General features: G+C 65.4%; 16 protein-coding genes. 8 read left to right on the top strand and 8 right to left on the bottom strand.

Annotated elements, in window-relative coordinates; genetic code table 11:
• Positions 1-284 precede the first annotated feature (284 nt).
• Both ABIB78_RS36685 and ABIB78_RS36680 read right to left on the bottom strand, forming a co-directional pair.
• Positions 285-581 (bottom strand): hypothetical protein, encoded by a 297-nt coding sequence (locus tag ABIB78_RS36685; protein ID WP_429033878.1) that lies wholly within the window; start codon positions 579-581, stop codon positions 285-287.
• 102 nt (positions 582-683) lie between these two features.
• Positions 684-893: a hypothetical protein gene (locus ABIB78_RS36680; RefSeq protein ID WP_429033876.1), complete on the bottom strand. Its 210-nt coding sequence runs from the start codon at positions 891-893 to the stop codon at positions 684-686.
• A gap of 296 nt (positions 894-1,189) precedes the next feature.
• On the opposite strand from ABIB78_RS36680, the gene ABIB78_RS36675 reads away from it, so the two are divergent.
• Positions 1,190-1,606 (top strand): hypothetical protein, encoded by a 417-nt coding sequence (locus ABIB78_RS36675; protein WP_429033874.1) that lies wholly within the window; start codon positions 1,190-1,192, stop codon positions 1,604-1,606.
• A gap of 108 nt (positions 1,607-1,714) precedes the next feature.
• Entirely contained in the window at positions 1,715-2,950 is a 1,236-nt protein-coding gene (locus tag ABIB78_RS36670; RefSeq protein ID WP_429033873.1) for an MFS transporter, read from the top strand.
• Between the two features lie 117 nt (positions 2,951-3,067).
• Here the strand turns inward: ABIB78_RS36670 and ABIB78_RS36665 are convergent, their stop codons facing one another.
• From ABIB78_RS36665 to ABIB78_RS36655, 3 genes are all read right to left on the bottom strand, one after another.
• Entirely contained in the window at positions 3,068-3,472 is a 405-nt protein-coding gene (locus tag ABIB78_RS36665; protein ID WP_429033871.1) for a DUF4864 domain-containing protein, read from the bottom strand.
• Positions 3,473-3,570: 98 nt separating this feature from the next.
• On the bottom strand, positions 3,571-5,097 hold the full coding sequence (locus tag ABIB78_RS36660) for a lysozyme inhibitor LprI family protein (protein ID WP_429033869.1): 1,527 nt from the start codon (positions 5,095-5,097) through the stop codon (positions 3,571-3,573).
• Between the two features lie 67 nt (positions 5,098-5,164).
• The gene (locus ABIB78_RS36655; RefSeq protein ID WP_429033867.1) at positions 5,165-5,713 is read right to left on the bottom strand and encodes a cupin domain-containing protein; all 549 of its coding nucleotides are present in this window, start codon (positions 5,711-5,713) and stop codon (positions 5,165-5,167) included.
• A gap of 148 nt (positions 5,714-5,861) precedes the next feature.
• Here ABIB78_RS36655 and ABIB78_RS36650 point away from each other — a divergent pair, with 148 nt between their 5' ends.
• Both ABIB78_RS36650 and ABIB78_RS36645 read left to right on the top strand, forming a co-directional pair.
• On the top strand, positions 5,862-7,190 hold the full coding sequence (locus ABIB78_RS36650) for an aspartate aminotransferase family protein (protein ID WP_429033865.1): 1,329 nt from the start codon (positions 5,862-5,864) through the stop codon (positions 7,188-7,190).
• Positions 7,191-7,296: 106 nt separating this feature from the next.
• Positions 7,297-8,562 (top strand): D-amino acid dehydrogenase, encoded by a 1,266-nt coding sequence (locus tag ABIB78_RS36645; RefSeq protein ID WP_429033864.1) that lies wholly within the window; start codon positions 7,297-7,299, stop codon positions 8,560-8,562.
• Between the two features lie 23 nt (positions 8,563-8,585).
• Here the strand turns inward: ABIB78_RS36645 and ABIB78_RS36640 are convergent, their stop codons facing one another.
• Both ABIB78_RS36640 and ABIB78_RS36635 read right to left on the bottom strand, forming a co-directional pair.
• Complete coding sequence (locus tag ABIB78_RS36640; RefSeq protein WP_429033862.1) at positions 8,586-11,732, bottom strand: multidrug efflux RND transporter permease subunit; 3,147 nt, start codon at positions 11,730-11,732, stop codon at positions 8,586-8,588.
• A gap of 387 nt (positions 11,733-12,119) precedes the next feature.
• Positions 12,120-12,323, bottom strand: a complete 204-nt coding sequence (locus ABIB78_RS36635; RefSeq protein WP_429033860.1) for a hypothetical protein — start codon at positions 12,321-12,323, stop codon at positions 12,120-12,122.
• Between the two features lie 156 nt (positions 12,324-12,479).
• Here ABIB78_RS36635 and ABIB78_RS36630 point away from each other — a divergent pair, with 156 nt between their 5' ends.
• Complete coding sequence (locus tag ABIB78_RS36630; RefSeq protein WP_429033858.1) at positions 12,480-12,827, top strand: hypothetical protein; 348 nt, start codon at positions 12,480-12,482, stop codon at positions 12,825-12,827.
• Between the two features lie 16 nt (positions 12,828-12,843).
• Here ABIB78_RS36630 and ABIB78_RS36625 read toward each other — a convergent pair whose 3' ends face one another.
• On the bottom strand, positions 12,844-13,485 hold the full coding sequence (locus ABIB78_RS36625) for a TetR/AcrR family transcriptional regulator (protein WP_429033857.1): 642 nt from the start codon (positions 13,483-13,485) through the stop codon (positions 12,844-12,846).
• Positions 13,486-13,637: 152 nt separating this feature from the next.
• On the opposite strand from ABIB78_RS36625, the gene ABIB78_RS36620 reads away from it, so the two are divergent.
• Genes ABIB78_RS36620 through ABIB78_RS36610 form a run of 3 tightly spaced genes read left to right on the top strand, consistent with a single transcriptional unit; the run spans position 13,638 to position 17,464 of the window.
• Positions 13,638-14,147 (top strand): (2Fe-2S)-binding protein, encoded by a 510-nt coding sequence (locus ABIB78_RS36620; protein WP_429033855.1) that lies wholly within the window; start codon positions 13,638-13,640, stop codon positions 14,145-14,147.
• Positions 14,144-15,190, top strand: a complete 1,047-nt coding sequence (locus ABIB78_RS36615) for an FAD binding domain-containing protein (RefSeq protein WP_429033853.1) — start codon at positions 14,144-14,146, stop codon at positions 15,188-15,190. The genes ABIB78_RS36620 and ABIB78_RS36615 overlap by 4 nt, the downstream gene beginning before the upstream one ends.
• 3 nt (positions 15,191-15,193) lie before the next feature.
• Positions 15,194-17,464 carry a xanthine dehydrogenase family protein molybdopterin-binding subunit gene (locus ABIB78_RS36610; protein WP_429033851.1) on the top strand — a complete coding sequence of 757 codons (2,271 nt, stop codon included), beginning with the start codon at positions 15,194-15,196 and terminating at the stop codon, positions 17,462-17,464.
• Positions 17,465-17,599 lie beyond the last annotated feature (135 nt).

The following is a 17,599-nucleotide window of genomic DNA, read 5'->3' as shown; positions in this document are numbered from 1 at the left end:
CGCGACTGGCGGCTGCGGCCGCCAAGCGTCTGCGCGACGGCCGCAGGGCCGCCGTTCCGAAAGTGAGGCACCGCGCTGGCGTCCACGGGGATCTCCGCCCGTTATACGCGTTCGACGACACTCGACTTCACTGGGCAATTCTTGCCGGGTGTATGGTTAGCAAAGGGTTAATAAGTGCCTTCTACGGCCCGCGCGGGACGTCGCAGGCGCCGGGCATGGGCTTCCCGGCCGGGGGTAGGGCGGGGTGGACCGCCCGGCTGTCCCGGGGGCGCGTTCGCGGCCTCTTATCTGAGGGCTCCGAGCACGACGCCCGATGCGGCGATGAGGCCGAGCGTGATGACGCTGGCGCGCCACAGCAATTGCTGCCGCGCGGCGCGCCGGTCATGGAAGGCCAGCCAGTCGCGAACAAAGCCCGCGGGAATATCGAACACCACGGTAAGCTCGTCGCGATGATGCGTCTCGTGCTCGCAGTACATCGTCCGGACCGTCGGCACGCCCAGCCGCTCGAGCTCGCAGTGCCACTCCCAGGCATGCTTGCCGTTCGTCCAGCGGTTTTCGAAAGGGATCACGTGTGATTCCATGACGAGCCTCCTGGCCCACCTGAACCTCACGTGGCAATTCTAGCTCAATATCCGGACCGGCGCGAGATCGGTGTCGGCGGCCTCGCGGCAATCATAGCGCGGCTAATTGGCTGACTGCATCCATTTGCGCCAATGCGTGGGCTGGATATCGCGATGCTTGCTGCCGGCATGGTCGACCCATTCGGCGCCGTCCCGGTGGCACGGGAACATCAGCGCGTGGACCATGCCGTCATAGTCGAGGACACAGACCTCGAGCTCCCGGTCCGACGGCGCTGTTGCAACGGGTAACCATTCTGCTGACGACGAATGCATGACGACCCTCCGACAGTGTGCGCTGCGATCCTTTACCTTGCGAGCTGCGCGCCATCCGGGCGGGATGATAGGTCCGGACGGCGAGCCGCCAGTGTGAACCGGCTCGCATTATATCAGTTTCCTCGTCAGCATGGATCACCGTTCAACGGCTGATATTCCCTGGAACATCGGTCCGGTCGCGATCCTCGCGGCACTCGGCGCGGATTGAACTTTCGCGCCACAGCCATCGACGAAACGCCAGCAACGCAATTCAGCCGCCAGAGGCATCGATGTCGAAACGGGCAGGTCGAGCAGCAATGATCGGGGTTGTTACGGCAATCGCGCTATTGTCTGCGCCGGCATCGGCCGCGTCGCTCCCGGACGATCGGGCCTGGCTGATCCGTATGATCGCCTGCAAGGGCAACGGCGTCCAAATGGAGGTCTACCTGCCGCAATCCGTCGTCTTCGCGCTGCACGGCGGCATGGCCGCGGGCACGACGGCGGACGGCTACTACACCCTCGATCTGACCGAGCTCAACAAAGGCAAGGACCTTGAGCCGGTGCATGTGACGATGAGCGCGGACAAGACGTCTGTCACGGTCGACCAGTACACGCGCGGCTTGCCGCCGACCCGCATACCGGTCGGCGGCGGCACCGTGGATTTCGATCATCGGTTCGGCGTCGGTGCAAAGTGCGGCCCGTTCCAGGCGCAGGATCCGAACTACGGCAATTGAGGTGCCTCACGCGCCGGTGAGTTCGGCGTGTCCCCTTGCTGCTGCATGCCTAATCTCTCGGCAATGTGGCTTGACCCGGAGGCAAATGCCGACGAAGTTCCGGCCGCCGTGGTAATTTCTTCTGAATTTTCCCCTGAACTCGCAACGTTCATTCCCGACTCGCGTCGGGCATGGCTGCGCCTTGTCGTGGCCGTGGTGATCGGCTCGCTCGGCAGCGTCGGCATGTGGTCGGTCGTTGTAGCGCTGCCGGTGGTGCAGACCGACTTCGGCGCGACCCGCGGAACGGCCTCGCTGGCCTTCACCATGGTGATGCTCGGCTTCGGCATCGGCCAGGTTGTGACCGGCAAGATCAGCGACCGCTACGGCATCGTCGCCGCGATCGGCGCCGGGATCGGTATTCTCGGCCTCGGCTACATCGGCGCCGGCTATGCGCCGTCGATCTGGGCCTTCATCCTGCTGCACTTCGCCATCGGCCTGTCGTCGGCCGCGACCTTCGGTCCGCTGCTGGCAGAGGCTTCGCATTGGTTCGAGCGCTACCGCGGCCTTGCGGTCGCGATCGCCGCGAGCGGCAACTATGTCGGCGGCACGGTGTGGCCGCCGCTGGTCAATTTCGGCATGCAAAGCTTCGGCTGGCGCACCACCCATATTGCGATCGGCATCTTCACCGCAGTCGCGATGACGTTGGCGCTCATGGTGCTGCGTTTGTTGATGGGGGCCGCGACCCGGCGCAGCCATGTCAACGCGGCGCCGCCGCGGGTCGACCTGCGGCTTTCCACCAACGCGCTGACCGCGATGCTGTCGCTCGCGGCGATTTCCTGCTGCGTGGCGATGTCGATGCCGCAGGTCCACATCGTCGCCTATTGCGGTGATCTCGGCTACGGCGTGGCGCGCGGCGCCGAGATGCTGTCGCTGATGCTCGGCTTCGGCATCATCAGCCGAATCGGCTCCGGCTTCCTCGCCGACCGGATCGGCGGCATCCGCACGCTGCTGATCGGCTCGATCGCGCAGGGCTCGGCGCTGCTGTTCTATCTGTTCTTCGACAGCCTGACCTCGCTCTATGTCATCTCGGCGATGTTCGGCCTGTTCCAGGGCGGCATCGTGCCGAGCTACGCCATCATCGTGCGCGAGGCGATGCCGGCCGCGGAGGCTGCGACCCGGATCGGCATCGTGATCTTCGCCTCGGTATTCGGCATGTCCTTTGGCGGCTGGGTCTCGGGCGTGATCTTCGACGCCACCGGCTCCTATGCCGCGGCGTTCGCCAACGGCCTGGCCTGGAACCTGCTCAACGTCAGCATCATCCTGCTGCTCCTGCTGCGGTCGCGGCAGCGGCTGGCGATAGCATGATCCGGAAAAGTGCGAAGCGGTTTGCCTCGCGACAAACGCGAGAAGCGTTCGCGCGGGAATCATGCTCAGGCAAGAATCGCTCAGGCAAGAATCGCTCAGGCAAGAATCTGAAGCCGCTCACACCGACTGGCCGGCCTTTAGCAGCGAGCAGCCGGTGATCTTCAAGCTGCCGTCGGCCTGCCGCTCGAGCGTGTAGAGTGCCTCCCACGCCTCGCCATTGGCATCGACGATGTGGACGCGCTGCGCGATCCGGTCGCCCTCGCTGCGCACCTCGCCGAACTCAAAGCTGCGGTGACGGTAAACCGGCGCGTATTGGCTCTGCACCATCGACATAAAGATGTCGGCCCGCGGAAAGATCTGCCGGATCGCGGGTGCGGCATAGGAATAGGCCGCAGCGGCGTCGTCGCGGCCGAACGCCTGCTCTTGGGCGCGGATCACATCCTGCGCGCGGCCAACGTCGTCGGCTCTGGCTGAAGAGGCGAGGGCGAACAGAATGGTGGCAATGAGGGTGATCGCGCGCATGCGAGGCTCCATCTCGGACACCGGCAGATACGCACGCTATCACACGCCGGTTTCGGCGGGTTGGAATGGTGTTCCGCTGGCGCGCGGTCTCGCCTCCGTCAGCGGATCGAGCCCTTGAAATTGTCGATGTCGGGCGAGGCGCGGGCGGGGAACAGCCGCGCGGTCGAGGAGTTGTCGAGCCGGCGCTTGCATTTCGCCTCGTCGGCGTTGTCCTCGGTGCCGTCCTTGCGAGTGCGCTTCTTGGCAAAGACGTCGTCGAGCCGGTTGACGATCAGCATGGCGTGGTCGCGCTCGAGCGTATCGGGGTTCTTGCGTTGCTCGTCGGAGCGGAACGCGCTGCCGATCATCTTGCCCGTCATGTCGTAGTCGCAGCCGGCCTTCCAGTCGTCCTGGTCCCATTTCCACCCGATCGCCTTGACGATACCGTCCTTATCAGCGGTGACCTTGATGACGGCGTTATAGGCGAGCCAGACGCCGGCAAGTCCGCTGCGCTTGTCGTCGAAGCCTTCGAGCAGCGCCAGGCGTTCGCGCTGCAAGCCGTTGACGTGATCGCGCGCATCGACCGTGAAGTGGACCTGCGAGCTCTGCTTGTTCCAGGCCGGGTGCAGGAATTCCGGGTATTGTTCGGTCTGGCTCTTCACCCAGTTGCGCTGGTCGTCGATCAACGCGCGCCGCGTCGCTTCGTCGAGCCGCGGCTGCAACGCCTTCCAGGCGCGGTTCAGCCGCTGGTCGTTATCGGCCAGATCAGGGTCGGCGCAGATTTCCTCGTCGGTTGCGGTCTCGGGTTTCGTGCAGTCGAAGGTCGGCGCGACGAAGGCGGTGTCGGCCTTGTCGGATGCGGTGTCCTTGCCGGCGGCAAAATAGCTGCCGGTGATCTGCCACATCGACGAGCAGTCGCTGAGCCCATCCCATTCCTCGTCATCGATCGTCCCGACGATCCGCAAGGTCTCGCCCTGGCGGCGGAGTTTGAGCGACGGCGGCCTGGCGGGAGCGGCTGCTGCGTCCGTTTTTGGCTTGTCGGCCGGTGTATCCGTGTCGATCACCACTTGGCCGGACAGCCAGCCACTTCCTAAGGCCTTCAGATCGGCGGTCAACCTGCAGGTTCGCCTGCGGTCGCCGCCATAGTCACCGCGCAGATCGGCGGCGAGCCGATAGGCGCCGCCTTCGGCAGGCGTCAGCGTGATACTGCCGAAGGCGTTGACCCAGTTGCCGGCAACGCCGGAGCGGCCGGATGCGATTCCGTCCAGCGCGGCGGTCCGGCGGCGCAAGCTCTCGGCAAAACTCTCTTTCAATTCGTCCGCATCGGCATCGGCCAGCACCTCGGCGGCGTCGGTGATCATCTCGTTGAACCAGGCCTGGTCGCGCTTCAGCAGCGGCCTGACGTTCGCCGGCATCTTGCCGAGCGCGGCGTCGAACGCCTTGTCGATCTGCGCCACCAGCCTGTCGTAGCCGGCCTTCTTGCAGTCGGCGGTCTTGATCCGGTCGTCGCCGCTATCGCCGCACAGTCTGATCGAGGTCGGTGCGCTGCTCGATGCGCGCAGGAAATCGTCCATCGCAACGGACGGGCCAGACGCAAGGACCGAGATGGCCGCGACGGCGGCCGCAAGCTGTGGGGAGCAAGGCATCGACGTCACCCGCGAGGCCGCGACATGCGGCCCTTGCGGCTTGGGTCGTCCGCCGCCTGCGCCGGGTTCAAAACGTCGGCGGCGTGCAGGCCGAGATCACCTCGCACGGCTTGGCGCCGATGCAGCGGAAGCGGTGCGGGCGGCGGCTCTCGAAGTAATAGGCGTCGCCGGCGTTGAGCACCCGCCGTTCGTCGTCGACCGTGACCTCGAGCCGGCCCGAGACTACGACGCCGCCTTCCTCGCCCTCATGCACCAGCGGCACCCGGCCAGTGTCGCTGCCGGGCTCGTAGCGCTCTTTCAGGATCTGCAACGCCCGTCCGAACAGACTGTCGCCGATCTGGAGGTAGGAGATCGGCTTCTTGCCGATCTCGGTCAGCTCGTCGGCGCGGTAGAACGCCTTGCGCGGCCGCTCCGGCTCGATCGCGAAGAATTCAGCAAGCCCCATCGGAATGCCGTCGAGGATGCGCTTCAGCGCGCCGACCGACGGGTTCATCTGGTTGGATTCGATCAGCGAGATCGTCGAATTGGTCACGCCGGAGCGCTTGGCGAGCTCGCGCTGCGACAGCTTGTGCCGTGCGCGGATGAATCGAAGCCGACCGCCAATGTCGACGCTCATCACAAATCCCTGTTGCAGGTGTTGCGGATCGAACAAATATTGGCAGAGCGCCTCAACAAGATCAATGGCTTGCTGTGCGGTAGAAAAGGACTTGTTGAGTGCCCTGAAGAGTGGTCCGACTAGGCGCAGTCAGCAATGGAGCGCCGCCGTGACCGTTCATCAGATTCCGAACACCATCAAGACCGATTCGTTCTGGATGCCTTTCACGGCCAACCGGCAGTTCAAGAAGGCGCCGCGGCTGTTCTCCTCCGCCAAGGGCATGTACTACACCTCGGTCGACGGCCGGCAGGTGATCGACGGCTCCGCCGGTCTCTGGTGCGTCAACGCCGGCCATGGCCGCTCGCAGATCGCGGCCGCCGTCGAGCGGCAGCTCTCCACGCTGGACTTCGCGCCCTCCTTCAACATGGGCCATCCGTTGGCGTTCGACTTCGCCGAGCGCCTCGCCGAGATTGCCCCGAAGGGGCTGGATCGCATCTTCTTCACCAATTCGGGCTCTGAATCGGTCGATACCGCGCTGAAGATCGCGCTGGCCTATCATCGCGCCGCCGGCCAGCCGACCCGCACCCGTCTGATCGGCCGTGAGCGCGGCTATCACGGCGTCGGCTTCGGCGGCATGTCGGTCGGCGGCATGGTCGCCAACCGCCGCCAGTTCGCGACCCATCTGCCAGGCGTCGACCACATCCGTCATACCCATGATCTCGCCCGCAACGCCTTCGCAAAGGACCAGCCGGAGCATGGCGCCGAGCTCGCCGACGATGTCGAGCGGATGGTCGCGCTGCATGGCGCAGACACCATCGCGGCCGTGATCGTCGAGCCGGTGCCGGGCTCGACCGCGGTGCTGCCGGCGCCGAAGGGCTATCTGCAGCGCCTGCGCGAGCTCTGCACCAAGCACGGCATCCTCCTGATCTTCGACGAGGTCATCACCGGCTTCGGCCGCCTCGGCACCCCGTTCGCCGCCAACTTCTACGGCGTCACGCCCGATATGATGACGACCGCCAAGGGTATCACCAACGGCACTGTGCCGTGCGGCGCGGTGTTCGCCAGCCGCCAGGTCCACGACGGGCTCATGACCGGCCCGGACAACGCGATGGAGCTGTTCCACGGCTATACCTATTCGGCGCATCCGGTGGCTTGCGCCGCGGGTCTTGCCACCCTCGATATCTACAAGGACGAGGGTCTGTTGACCCGCGGCGCCTCGCTCTCCGATTACTGGCGCGATGGCCTGCACTCGCTGAAGGGTCTGCCGAACGTCGTCGACATCCGCAATCAGGGCCTGATGGGCGCTGTCGAGCTGTCGCCGCGTGACGGGATCGTCGGTGCGCGCGGCTACGACGTCATGGTTGATTGCTTCAATCGCGGCCTCTACTTCCGCATGAGCGGCGATTCGATGGCGCTGTCGCCGCCCCTGATCGTCGAGAAGTCGCATATCGACGACATCGTCTCGATCCTCGGCGACGCCATCAAGCGCGTGGCCTGATAATTGCTAGCTGGATTGTAGCTAGCTCTACAAATTGCTGTCGCCGTTGCGAAGCAGAGTGGTTTCGCAGCGGCGATTGCGTTTTCGCTGCAGGATGTGAGGAAAAGTGAAAGTCCTGGTTCTCGGCAGTGGCGTGATCGGCGTCACCTCGGCCTATTACCTTGCGCGCGCCGGCCACGAGGTGACGGTGATCGACCGCCAGCCGAAGCCCGCGCTCGAAACCTCCTTTGCCAACGCCGGCGAGGTGTCGCCAGGCTATTCGTCGCCCTGGGCCGGCCCCGGCGTGCCGGTCAAGGCGGTGAAGTGGCTGTTGATGAAGCACGGCCCGCTGGTGATCCGCCCCAAGCTCGATCCCGTGATGTGGCTGTGGCTCCTGAAGATGCTGCGCAACTGCACCACGGCGCGCTACGCGGTGAACAAGAGCCGGATGATCCCGATCGCGGAATACAGCCGCGACTGCCTGCAGGCGCTGCGCGGCGAGATCGGCATCCGCTACGACGAGCGCGCGCGCGGCACGCTGCAGCTGTTTCGCGAGCAGGCCCAGCTCGATCACACCGGCGACGACATCGCCGTGCTGAAGCAATATGGCGTGCCGTTCGAGGTGCTCGACCGTGAGGGCTGCATCGCCGCCGAGCCCGCGCTGGCCGGCGTTAAGCAGAAGTTCGCCGGTGGGCTGCGCCTGCCGCACGACGAGACCGGCGACTGCCACATGTTCACGCAGGCGCTGGCGCTGGAGGCCGAGAAGATCGGCGTGCGCTTCAACTTCAATCTCGGCATCGACGGATTGAACGCGGACGCAACCCGCATCACCGGCGTTGCGACCAGCGCCGGGATGATGACCGCGGACGCCTATGTCCTCGCGCTCGGCAGCTACTCGCCGCATCTCGTGCGGCCGCTCGGCATCTCGTTGCCGGTCTATCCGGTAAAGGGCTATTCGATCACGGTGCCGATCAAGGATGCCGCCGGCGCACCTGAATCGACCGTGATGGACGAGAGCTACAAGGTTGCGATCACGCGGCTCGGCGATCGCATCCGGGTCGGCGGCACCGCCGAGATCTCAGGCTATTCGACAAAACTCTACGCGGCGCGGCGCGCGACACTGGATCATTCGCTGACCGAACTGTTTCCGCGCGGCGGCGATCTTGGCAAGGCCACCTTCTGGTGCGGCCTGCGCCCGATGACGCCGGACGGCCCGCCGGTGATCGGCGCGACGCGCTTCACCAATCTGCATCTTAATACGGGACACGGCACGCTCGGCTGGACCATGGCCTGCGGCTCGGGCCGGGTGCTGGCGGACATGCTCTCCGGGAAGAAGCCCGAGATCGACACCAAGGAGCTGTCGATCAAGCGCTACGATCACCGGTTCGGATAGGCCTCGCCGTCGCACGCGAAGAGCTATTCGGCGGCGTTCCTGGTCGTCGGAGTTTTCACGGACGGATCTGCATCATCGTGCGTTTTCGTTGCGGTCCAACGCGACAGCGCGTTCGAGAGTCTGTCGAGATAAAGGTACACCACCGGCGTCGTGAACAGCGTGAGCGCCTGGCTCACGATCAAGCCGCCAACCATCGCATAGCCGAGCGGTTGACGAATTTCCGCTCCCGTGCCGGTGCCCAGCATCAGCGGTACGCCGCCGAGCAAGGCTGCCATCGTCGTCATCATGATCGGGCGGAAACGCAGCAGCGCCGCTTTCCGGATCGATTCATGCGGCGACAGATGCTCCTCGCGCTCGGCCGCGATCGCGAAGTCGACCATCATGATGCCGTTCTTTTTCACAATCCCGATCAGCAGGATGATGCCGATCAGCGCGATCAGGCTGAAATCGAACCCGAACGCCATCAGGATCGCCAGCGCGCCGACCCCGGCCGATGGCAGCGTGGACAGGATCGTGAGTGGATGGATGTAGCTTTCATAGAGCACGCCGAGGATCAGATAGACCACGACCAGCGCGGCCAGGATCAGGAGCGGCACTGAGCTCAGTGATTGCTGGAAAGCTTGCGCGGTGCCCTGGAAGCTTGAACTGAGCGTGGCCGGAGCGCCCAGATCGGCGACGGCGTTCTGGATCGCATCGGTGGCCCGGCCGAGCGCCACACCTTGCGCGAGGTTGAAGCTGATCGTGGTCGCAGGAAACTGCCCCTGGTGAGCGATCGCGAGCGGGCGCACTGGAATCGTCGTCCACTTGCAGAACACGGAGAGCGGCACCTGGTCTCCCGTCGTCGGCGACCTGATGTAGAGCTTGTTGAGCGTGTCGAGCTTGCCCTGCAGTTCGGGGAGTATCTCCAGGATGACGTGATAGCTGTTGAGCTGGGTGAAGTATTGGGTCACCTGGCGCTGGCCGAACGCGTCGTACAGCGTGTCGTCGATCAATTGCGGCTGGATGCCGAAGCGCGACGCAGTGTCGCGATCGATGGTCAGCGTCAGCGTGGTTCCCTCGGTCTGCTGGTCGGTGGCGACATCGCGCAATTCGGGCAGGGTCCTCATTCTGGTCAGAATCTTCGGCGCCCATTCGTTCAGCTCGTTGAGGTTCGCGTCCTGCAGCGTGTATTCGAACTGCGTCCGCGTGGCGCGGCCGCCCAGCCGGACGTCCTGCGAAGCTTGCATGTAGAGGCGTGCTCCCTCGACTGCCTCGAGCTTCGGTCGCAGCCGTGCGATGATCTGCTCCGCATTCGCGTTGCGCTGTTCGCGCGGCTTCAGCGTGATGTACATGCGACCCGAATTCAGCGCGGTACCGCCACCGCCGATGAACTCGGCCATGCTGTCGACCGCGGGATCAGCCCGAACGATGCTGCTGAGCTCTTCCTGATGCCGCTTCATGTCGGCGAACGAGATGTCCTGGGCCATCTCCGACACGGCGTTCAGGAAGCCGTTGTCCTGTTGCGGGAAAAATCCCTTGGGAATGATCACGAACAGATAGACCGACAGCGCCAACGTCGCGAAGAAGATGCATAGCGTGGTCCGGCTCCAGCGCAGCGCCAGATCGAGGCCGCGTTCATAGCCATGCAGCATCCTGTCGAATGCCGTTTCGCTCCATTGGTAGAGCCGGCCGTGCCTCGTTTCGCCACGTGCACGCAGGAAGCGCGATGCCATCATCGGCGTCAGCGTCAGCGATACCACGAGGGAGACGGTGATCGCCATCGCCAGGGTCACCGCAAACTCGCGGAACAGCCGGCCGATGACGCCGCCCATCAGGAGCAGCGGGATCAGCACCGCGACCAATGAAATACTGATCGACAGGATCGTAAATCCGATCTCGCCGGCACCCCTGAGCGCCGCCGCGAGCGGCCGCTCACCCTGCTCGACGTATCGCGTGATGTTTTCCAGCATGACGATGGCGTCATCGACCACGAAGCCGACCGCTATCGTCAGCGCCATCAGCGAAAGGTTGTCGAGCGTATAGCCGAACACCCACATCAGCGCGCAGGCGCCGAGCAGCGCGAGCGGCACGGTCACGGCGGGAATCACCGTGGCCCAGAAGCTGCGCAGGAACAGGAAGATCACCATGACGACCAGAACGATGGTGATGAGCAGCGTGATCTGCACGTCCTCGACCGCGGCGCGGATGGTCAACGTCCGGTCGCTGATGATCTTGATCTTGATGGCGGGCGGAATGGCGGCAATCAGTCTCGGAAGTTGCTCCTTGATCCTGTCGACCGTCCCGATGACGTTGGCGCCGGGCTGCTTGAAGATGACGAGGAACACGCCGCGTTTGCCGTCCGCCCAGGCGGCCTGCTTCAGGTCTTCCGGCCCGGCGACGGCCTGGCCGATGTCGCGGATCCGAAGCGGGCCGCCGTTGCGGTAGGCGACGATCACGTCATTCCAGTCCTTGGCATCCAGCAGCTGATCGTTGGCGTAGATTGTGTAGGCGCGCCTGGCGCCGTCGATGTTGCCCTTCGGACTGTCGACCGTCGTGATCGCGATCTGGCCGCGGATATCTTCCAGCGAGAGCCCCTTGGCGACCAGCTTGGCGGGATCGATCTGGACGCGAATCGCGGGTTTCTGCTGCCCGCCGATGAACACCTGGGCGACGCCCGAAATCTGACTGATCTGCTGCCCGAGCTGGGCGTCGACCGCATCGCTCACCCTGATGAGCGGCAGGGTGTCCGAGGTCGCCGACAACAGCAGGATGGGCGAGTCCGCCGGGTTGACCTTGCGATAGGTCGGTGGCGACGGCAGGTTCTTGGGCAACTGGCCACCAGCGGCATTGATCGCCGCCTGGATGTCGTTGGCGGCGCCGTCGATGCTGCGGTTCAGATCGAACTGAATGGTGACCGCGGTTGACCCGAGCGAGCTCGTCGAGGTCATTTGAGCAATGCCGGGGATCTGCGCGAGCTGCCGCTCCAGCGGCTGTGCAACCGAGGAGGCCATCGTTTCGGGACTGGCACCCGGCAGGCTTGCCGATACCTGAATGGTTGGAAAGTCGACTTGCGGCAGTGGTGCGACCGGCAGCAGTGGATAGGCGACAATTCCGACGAACAGAATGCCGGCCATCAGCAGCGAGGTGCCGATCGGGTAGCGGATAAACGGAGATGAGATGCTCTCGTTCATTTCTGGGATCCAAATGAACGGCAGGCGCATCTTTTCCCGGATGTCGGGACTCGTCCTCGAAAGCTCGAGCGCGAACGCGCGTTTCCTCGCCATGGTCAATTGGCAGATCGCGGAGTTGGCCTTCGCGTCTACCCTTTTTTGCCAGCATAATCATTCTGGCGGACGACGCACGAACGGAAACGGCGGATGGCCCATTCGACCTTCGTTCAATGGTCGGATTCCGCGCGCCTGTGTCGCTGTCTGGGAGCCATCAAACGTCTCCCTGGTGCGGAGTATGCCTGATTAAGACATATCCGCGGCAGCTGGTCGGCGCGGCGACACCAGGGACGTCATGATCTTTCACGAACGGCTTCGTGCTGTTCAGTGCAGGCTGCTATCGCTACGATCCTAGGCGATGTCGAATTCATCCTGCATCTTGGTCACGATGACGCGAAGTTCTCTTTCCTTCGCGTCATCCAGCGCGGTCTCGCGCGTGCCGCCGAGATCCCAGCTCGGTGTGTAGCCCTTGAGGCGGATCAGCTTCAGTCCTGTCACGCCGGACCGTCTTTCCAGTTCGGCAGTGATCTCGTGCTGCATCTGAATCACTTTCATGGGAGATCTCCCGAACATTCGTCATCTGCTCAACAGGACAGGCAGCGCCATGTTCCTCGCGCCGCCAGAACCCCAAAGGCAATGCGCGTCCCATTGTTTGGGAACGCTCGCCTTGGCGAAGGCGTTGCTCCGGTTCAAACCAGGAAAGGACTTCACATGAAGAAACTGGCAACGATCGGTTTGGCTGCTGCGATGATGCTCTCGACGTCGATCGCCTTCGCGCAGGGTGGCGGTGCAGGCGGCGCCGGTGGCGGATCGGCTGGCGGCGCGAGCGCGGGCGCCGGGACGGGCAGTTCCGGCACAGGAACTGGCACCGGCGGCACCACCGGCATGGGACAAGGCACGGGGATGAACAATCCGCCCGGCAGCACCACCGACAACATGAACAACCCGGGCACCTCGACGCCGAATTACTCGAGCGATCCGAATAACAATTCCGCGACGGGGACCGGGACATCGAACCTGCCAGGCAACAACAGCGGAACGCGGACCAATCCGCGATGATCGCGAACAGCCCCGCCTAGCGCGGGGCTTTCCGATCGGCCTTCCTCGAAGGCTTCGCCACCGACGCCGCCTTGTCCGCCGGCCGCACCCGCAAGCCATCCACGAACACGTCCAACAGCCGTAGCGCCGTTGTCTGCCAGCGCGGCTGGTCGTGCATGTAGCACATGCCGATCAGCGCGCGCAGCACGTCCTCGGCGCTGATGTCGCCCCGGATGGCGCCGGCTGCTACGGCGCGCGCGAGCAGGGTGCCGATCGCCTTGGTCAGGCGATCGAACGAATAGGCGTGCAGCTCGGTCGAGCCGTGCGCGACCAGCGCCAGCGCGGCGACCATGCCCTTCTTGGTGGCGACGAATTCGACATTGGCGCGCAGCCAGCGCCGCAGCGCCTCGACCGGTTCGGGCGCATTCTCAAGCTGCTCGGCCAGATCGCCGAGCTGCTCGACCTCGCGGCGATAGACCGCCTCATACAGCGCCTCACGGGTCGGAAAGTGGCGGTAGAGCGTGCCGATGCCGACGCCGGCATGGCGCGCGACCGCCTCCAGGCTCGCCTCGCTGCCGCCGGCCGAGAACACGGCCTTGGCCGCTTCAAGCACGCGCTCGCGATTGCGCACGGCGTCGGCGCGGGGCTTGCGCGCAATTTCTGGTGATGACCCGGCCATTGCTTTTTCTTTTCACCCTCCCTTGTAAACGGAGGATGCCTCCGTATATGGCGACCAGCACCGAGCCTGACAAGGCGCGCCGATCATCGATCGGCGGCCACGGGTGCGCGTTGCCTCGATTCAACCCGACCATACACGGATCGGAGCCCTGCATGAATCTCCCACTCAGTCTCACCATCAACGGCGTCCGCCGGGAAATCGCGCTCGACGATCCCCGCGTCACCCTGCTCGACCTCCTGCGCGAGCGGCTCGATCTCACCGGAACCAAGAAGGGATGCGACCGCGGCCAGTGCGGCGCGTGCACCATCCTGGTCGACGGCCGCCGCATCAATTCCTGCCTCGCGCTGGCCGTCAGCCATGACGGCGCCGAGATCACCACCATCGAAGGCGTCGGGCGGGACGACCAGCTGCATCCGGTGCAGGCGGCCTTCATCGCCCATGACGGTTTCCAGTGCGGCTTCTGCACGCCGGGCCAGATCATGAGCGGCATCGGCCTGATCCAGGAAGGGCAGGCCGGCGACGATCCGGAGCGCGTGCGCGAATGCATGAGCGGCAACCTTTGCCGCTGCGGCGCCTATCAAGGGATCACCGAGGCTGTGCTCGAGGCGCAGGCTGATATCAACGCCGGCAAGAACATTGCAAAGCAGAGGCGCTCCGCATGATGAATTTCGATTATGTAAGGCCGGCCAGCGTCGCGGATGCGATCGCGGCGGCATCCGAAAAGGGCGCGAGCTATCTCGCCTCCGGCACCAATCTGCTCGATCTGATGAAGGGCGGCGTCAGCCGGCCGAGCCGCCTGGTCGACGTCACGCATCTGCCGGGGCTCGACCGCATCGAGCATCTCGCCAACGGCGGCTTGCGGATCGGCGCGCTGGTGCGCAACGCCGATCTCGCGCATGACGCCGAGTTCGCACGCAGCTATCCGGCGGTTGCCGAAGCGCTGCTGTCGGGCGCGTCGGCGCAACTGCGCAACGCCGCAACCGTCGGCGGCAATCTGATGCAGCGGACACGCTGCGCCTATTTCTACGACGCCGGCAGCGCCTGCAACCGGCGCTGGCCAGGTGCCGGCTGCGACGCGTTGCAAGGCGAGAACCGCCTGCACGCGGTGCTCGGCTGGAGCGAGGGCTGCATCGCCACCCATCCGTCGGATTTTTGCGTCCCGCTGGTCGCGCTCGATGCTGTCGTCGAGATCGAGGGCAAGGGCGGCCGGCGCGAGTTGCCGCTTGAGGCGTTGCATCGGCTGCCCGGTGAGACGCCGGAACGCGAGACCGCGCTGGAGCGTGGCGACCTTATCGTCGCGCTGCGCCTGCCAGCCGAAGCGCAGGCCTTTGCCAGGCATGCCCGCTACATCAAGGTCCGCGAGCGCACCTCCTATGCCTTCGCGGTGATCTCAGCCGCGGCCGGGCTGCGCATCGAAGACGGCAGGATCCGTGAAGCACGGCTCGCGCTCGGCGGCGTCGCGGCAAAGCCGTGGCGATCGCGCGAGGCCGAGCAGGTGCTCGCGGGCGCAGCGCCCGATGCGGCAGTCTATCGCGAGGCCGCACGCGCCGCGCTCGCCGAGGCAAAACCGTCCGGCGACAACGCCTTCAAGATCGAGCTTGCGCAACGCATCCTTGTGCGCGCGCTCACCCTTGCTGCCGCAGGCACGCCGGATCGCATTCCCGCGCTGCCGGGCTCTCCCTTCTCATCCGTTGCAGGAGCGTGACGCATGACGGCTGAACTCAATCTGACCCGCGACCCCGCCCATCTCAGGCATGGCTCGAATATCGGCCAGCCGCTGACCCGCGCCGAGGGCGTGCTGAAAGTGACCGGCAAGGCGCGCTATGCCGCGGACAATCATCCGCCCGGTATGGTCTATGCCGTGATCGCGACCAGCTGCATCGCGCGCGGCCGCGTCACCGCGCTCGACGTCGCCGCCGCCAAGCGTCATCCCGGCGTGATCGACGTGATGACGCCGGCGCACAAGCCGGAGCTGGCCGAAGACCCCGATGCCAAGGGAAATCCGTTCGCCTTCCGGATGGAGTTATTGCAGAGCGACGAGGTGCGCTACGCCAACCAGGCGATCGCGGTCGTGATCGCAGAGACGCTGGAGGCTGCGACCGAAGGCGCGGCGCTGCTGTCGCCGCGCTACCAAGTCGAGATCGCGCGGGTCGGCCTCGACGCCGGCGAGGCCTATGCGCCGCCGGTGGTCGGGATCGGCAATCCGGCCGAAGTCCGACACGGCGACATCGATGCCGGCCTTGCCGCCGCTACGCAGCTGACGGATGCGACCTACGAGACCCCGGCGCAGTATCACAATGCGATGGAGCCGCACGCGATCGTCGCGGTGTGGGACGGCGACCGTCTGTTCATCGATACGCCGAGCCAGGGCATGGCGATGGCGCAGATGCGCGTCGGCGGGCTGTTCGGCATTCCGCCGGCGAATATCCACATCAACAGCCCGTTCCTCGGCGGCGGCTTCGGCTCCAAGGGACTGGTCTCCGGGCCGCAGGTGCTCGGCATCATGGCGGCGAAGCTGGTGGGACGTCCGGTCAAGCTTGTGCTGCGGCGTGGCCAGATGTATGGCCCGGTCGGGCATCGCTCGCCGACCCGGCAGCGCATCCGCATCGGCACCGACGATGCCGGTCTGCTGACCGCGCTCGATCACGAGGCGCGCATCGCGACGTCGAGCTTCGACGATTTCTACGAGCCTGCGGCGGACGCCTCGCACACGCTCTATGCGAGCCCTGCGATCCGGACCGCGCATGAGGCGGTGCGCGTCGACACCGGCACGCCGCTGTTCATGCGCGCGCCGGGCGAGGCCACTGGATCGATCGCGCTGGAGAGTGCGATCGACGAGGCGGCGTTCGCCTGCGGCATCGATCCGCTGGAATTCCGGCTGAAGAACTATGCCGAGGTCGAGCCGACCACTGGCAAGCCGTTTTCCTCCAAGGCGCTGCGCCAGTGCTACGCCAGGGCCGCCGAACGCTTCGGCTGGGCGGGACGTCCGGTGCAGCCAAAGCAGATGCGTGACGAGAACGGCTTTCTGGTCGGTTGGGGCATGGGCACCGCGACCTTCCCGGCGCTGATGTTCCAGGGCAATGCCCGCGCCGTGATCCGCGCCGACGGACGTGGCGTGATGGAGAGCGGCGCGCACGATATGGGGCAGGGAGCCTGGACCGCGCTGACCCAGATCTCGGCCGATGCGCTCGCCCTCGATCTCGGGCAGATCTCGTTCCTGTCGGGCACGTCCGACCTGCCGGATGCAGGCATCGCCGGCGGGTCGGCGCACACGGCAACCGTCGGTGCCGCGATCCACAATGCCGGTGCCGCGGTGATCGCAAAACTCGCCGAGCTTGCGACCTCGGACGATCGCTCGCCGCTGTTCGGCGCCGGTAACGCCGGCGTGGTGGCGCGGGCCGGGCGGCTGTATCGCCGCGACGACGATGCGCGCAGCGAAAGCTATGCCGAGATCCTGGCGCGTGCCGGCGTCGCCGAGGTCGAGGCCTCTGGCACCGGTGCGGCCGATCCTGCCGCGCAATCGCAATATGCGATGCACGCGCATGGCGCTGTGTTTGCCGAGGTCAAGGTCGATCCGGAACTCGGCCAGATCCGCGCCACGCGGCTGGTCGGTGCGTTCGCCGCGGGACGCATCATCAATCCGCTGATGGTGCAGAGCCAGCTCTACGGCGGCATGATCTGGGGCCTCTCGTTCGCGCTGCATGAGGAGGCGGTGATGGACAAGCGGTCCGGCCGCATCCTGAATGCGAACCTCGCCGAGTATCATGTGCCCGTGAATGCCGACGTGCCGCCGATGGATGTCATCACGGTCGACGAGCACGATCCGCACGTCAACCCGCTCGGCATCAAGGGCGTCGGCGAGATCGGCATCACCGGCAGCGCCGGCGCAGTCGCCAACGCCGTGTGGCACGCCACCGGCATCCGCGTCCGGAATTTCCCGATCAAGATCGAGGAATTGGTGATGGGGTTGGGAAGTTAGCGGCCGTTCCGCGAGAATTATCCGCGGTGTGGGGGGGGGGGGCGGCGGCAGGCTGGCCGAGCCGCCGACCAGGGGTCCGCCCCCCCCCCCCCCGCGACAAGAAACCCCCCCCACCCCCAAAAAAGCCGCACCCAC

Source organism: Bradyrhizobium sp. I1.14.4, assembly GCF_050435825.1.
Classification (GTDB): domain Bacteria; phylum Pseudomonadota; class Alphaproteobacteria; order Rhizobiales; family Xanthobacteraceae; genus Bradyrhizobium.
The sequence above is the reverse complement of the archived record's forward strand: the minus strand, read 5'-3'. Positions and strand labels throughout refer to the sequence as shown.

Bases quoted from the DNA above. Each gene is read 5' to 3' on its own strand.
- ABIB78_RS36610 (WP_429033851.1), top strand. From the start codon at position 15,194: ATGACGGCTGAACTCAATCTGACCCGCGACCCCGCCCATCTCAGGCAT.
- ABIB78_RS36655 (WP_429033867.1), bottom strand. From the start codon at position 5,713: ATGAGCGTCGACATTGGCGGTCGGCTTCGATTCATCCGCGCACGGCAC.
- ABIB78_RS36635 (WP_429033860.1), bottom strand. From the start codon at position 12,323: ATGAAAGTGATTCAGATGCAGCACGAGATCACTGCCGAACTGGAAAGA.
- ABIB78_RS36620 (WP_429033855.1), top strand. From the start codon at position 13,638: ATGAATCTCCCACTCAGTCTCACCATCAACGGCGTCCGCCGGGAAATC.
- ABIB78_RS36615 (WP_429033853.1), top strand. From the start codon at position 14,144: ATGATGAATTTCGATTATGTAAGGCCGGCCAGCGTCGCGGATGCGATC.
- ABIB78_RS36675 (WP_429033874.1), top strand. From the start codon at position 1,190: ATGATCGGGGTTGTTACGGCAATCGCGCTATTGTCTGCGCCGGCATCG.
- ABIB78_RS36660 (WP_429033869.1), bottom strand. From the start codon at position 5,097: ATGCCTTGCTCCCCACAGCTTGCGGCCGCCGTCGCGGCCATCTCGGTC.
- ABIB78_RS36680 (WP_429033876.1), bottom strand. From the start codon at position 893: ATGCATTCGTCGTCAGCAGAATGGTTACCCGTTGCAACAGCGCCGTCG.
- ABIB78_RS36630 (WP_429033858.1), top strand. From the start codon at position 12,480: ATGAAGAAACTGGCAACGATCGGTTTGGCTGCTGCGATGATGCTCTCG.
- ABIB78_RS36665 (WP_429033871.1), bottom strand. From the start codon at position 3,472: ATGCGCGCGATCACCCTCATTGCCACCATTCTGTTCGCCCTCGCCTCT.
- ABIB78_RS36640 (WP_429033862.1), bottom strand. From the start codon at position 11,732: ATGAACGAGAGCATCTCATCTCCGTTTATCCGCTACCCGATCGGCACC.
- ABIB78_RS36625 (WP_429033857.1), bottom strand. From the start codon at position 13,485: ATGGCCGGGTCATCACCAGAAATTGCGCGCAAGCCCCGCGCCGACGCC.
- ABIB78_RS36685 (WP_429033878.1), bottom strand. From the start codon at position 581: ATGGAATCACACGTGATCCCTTTCGAAAACCGCTGGACGAACGGCAAG.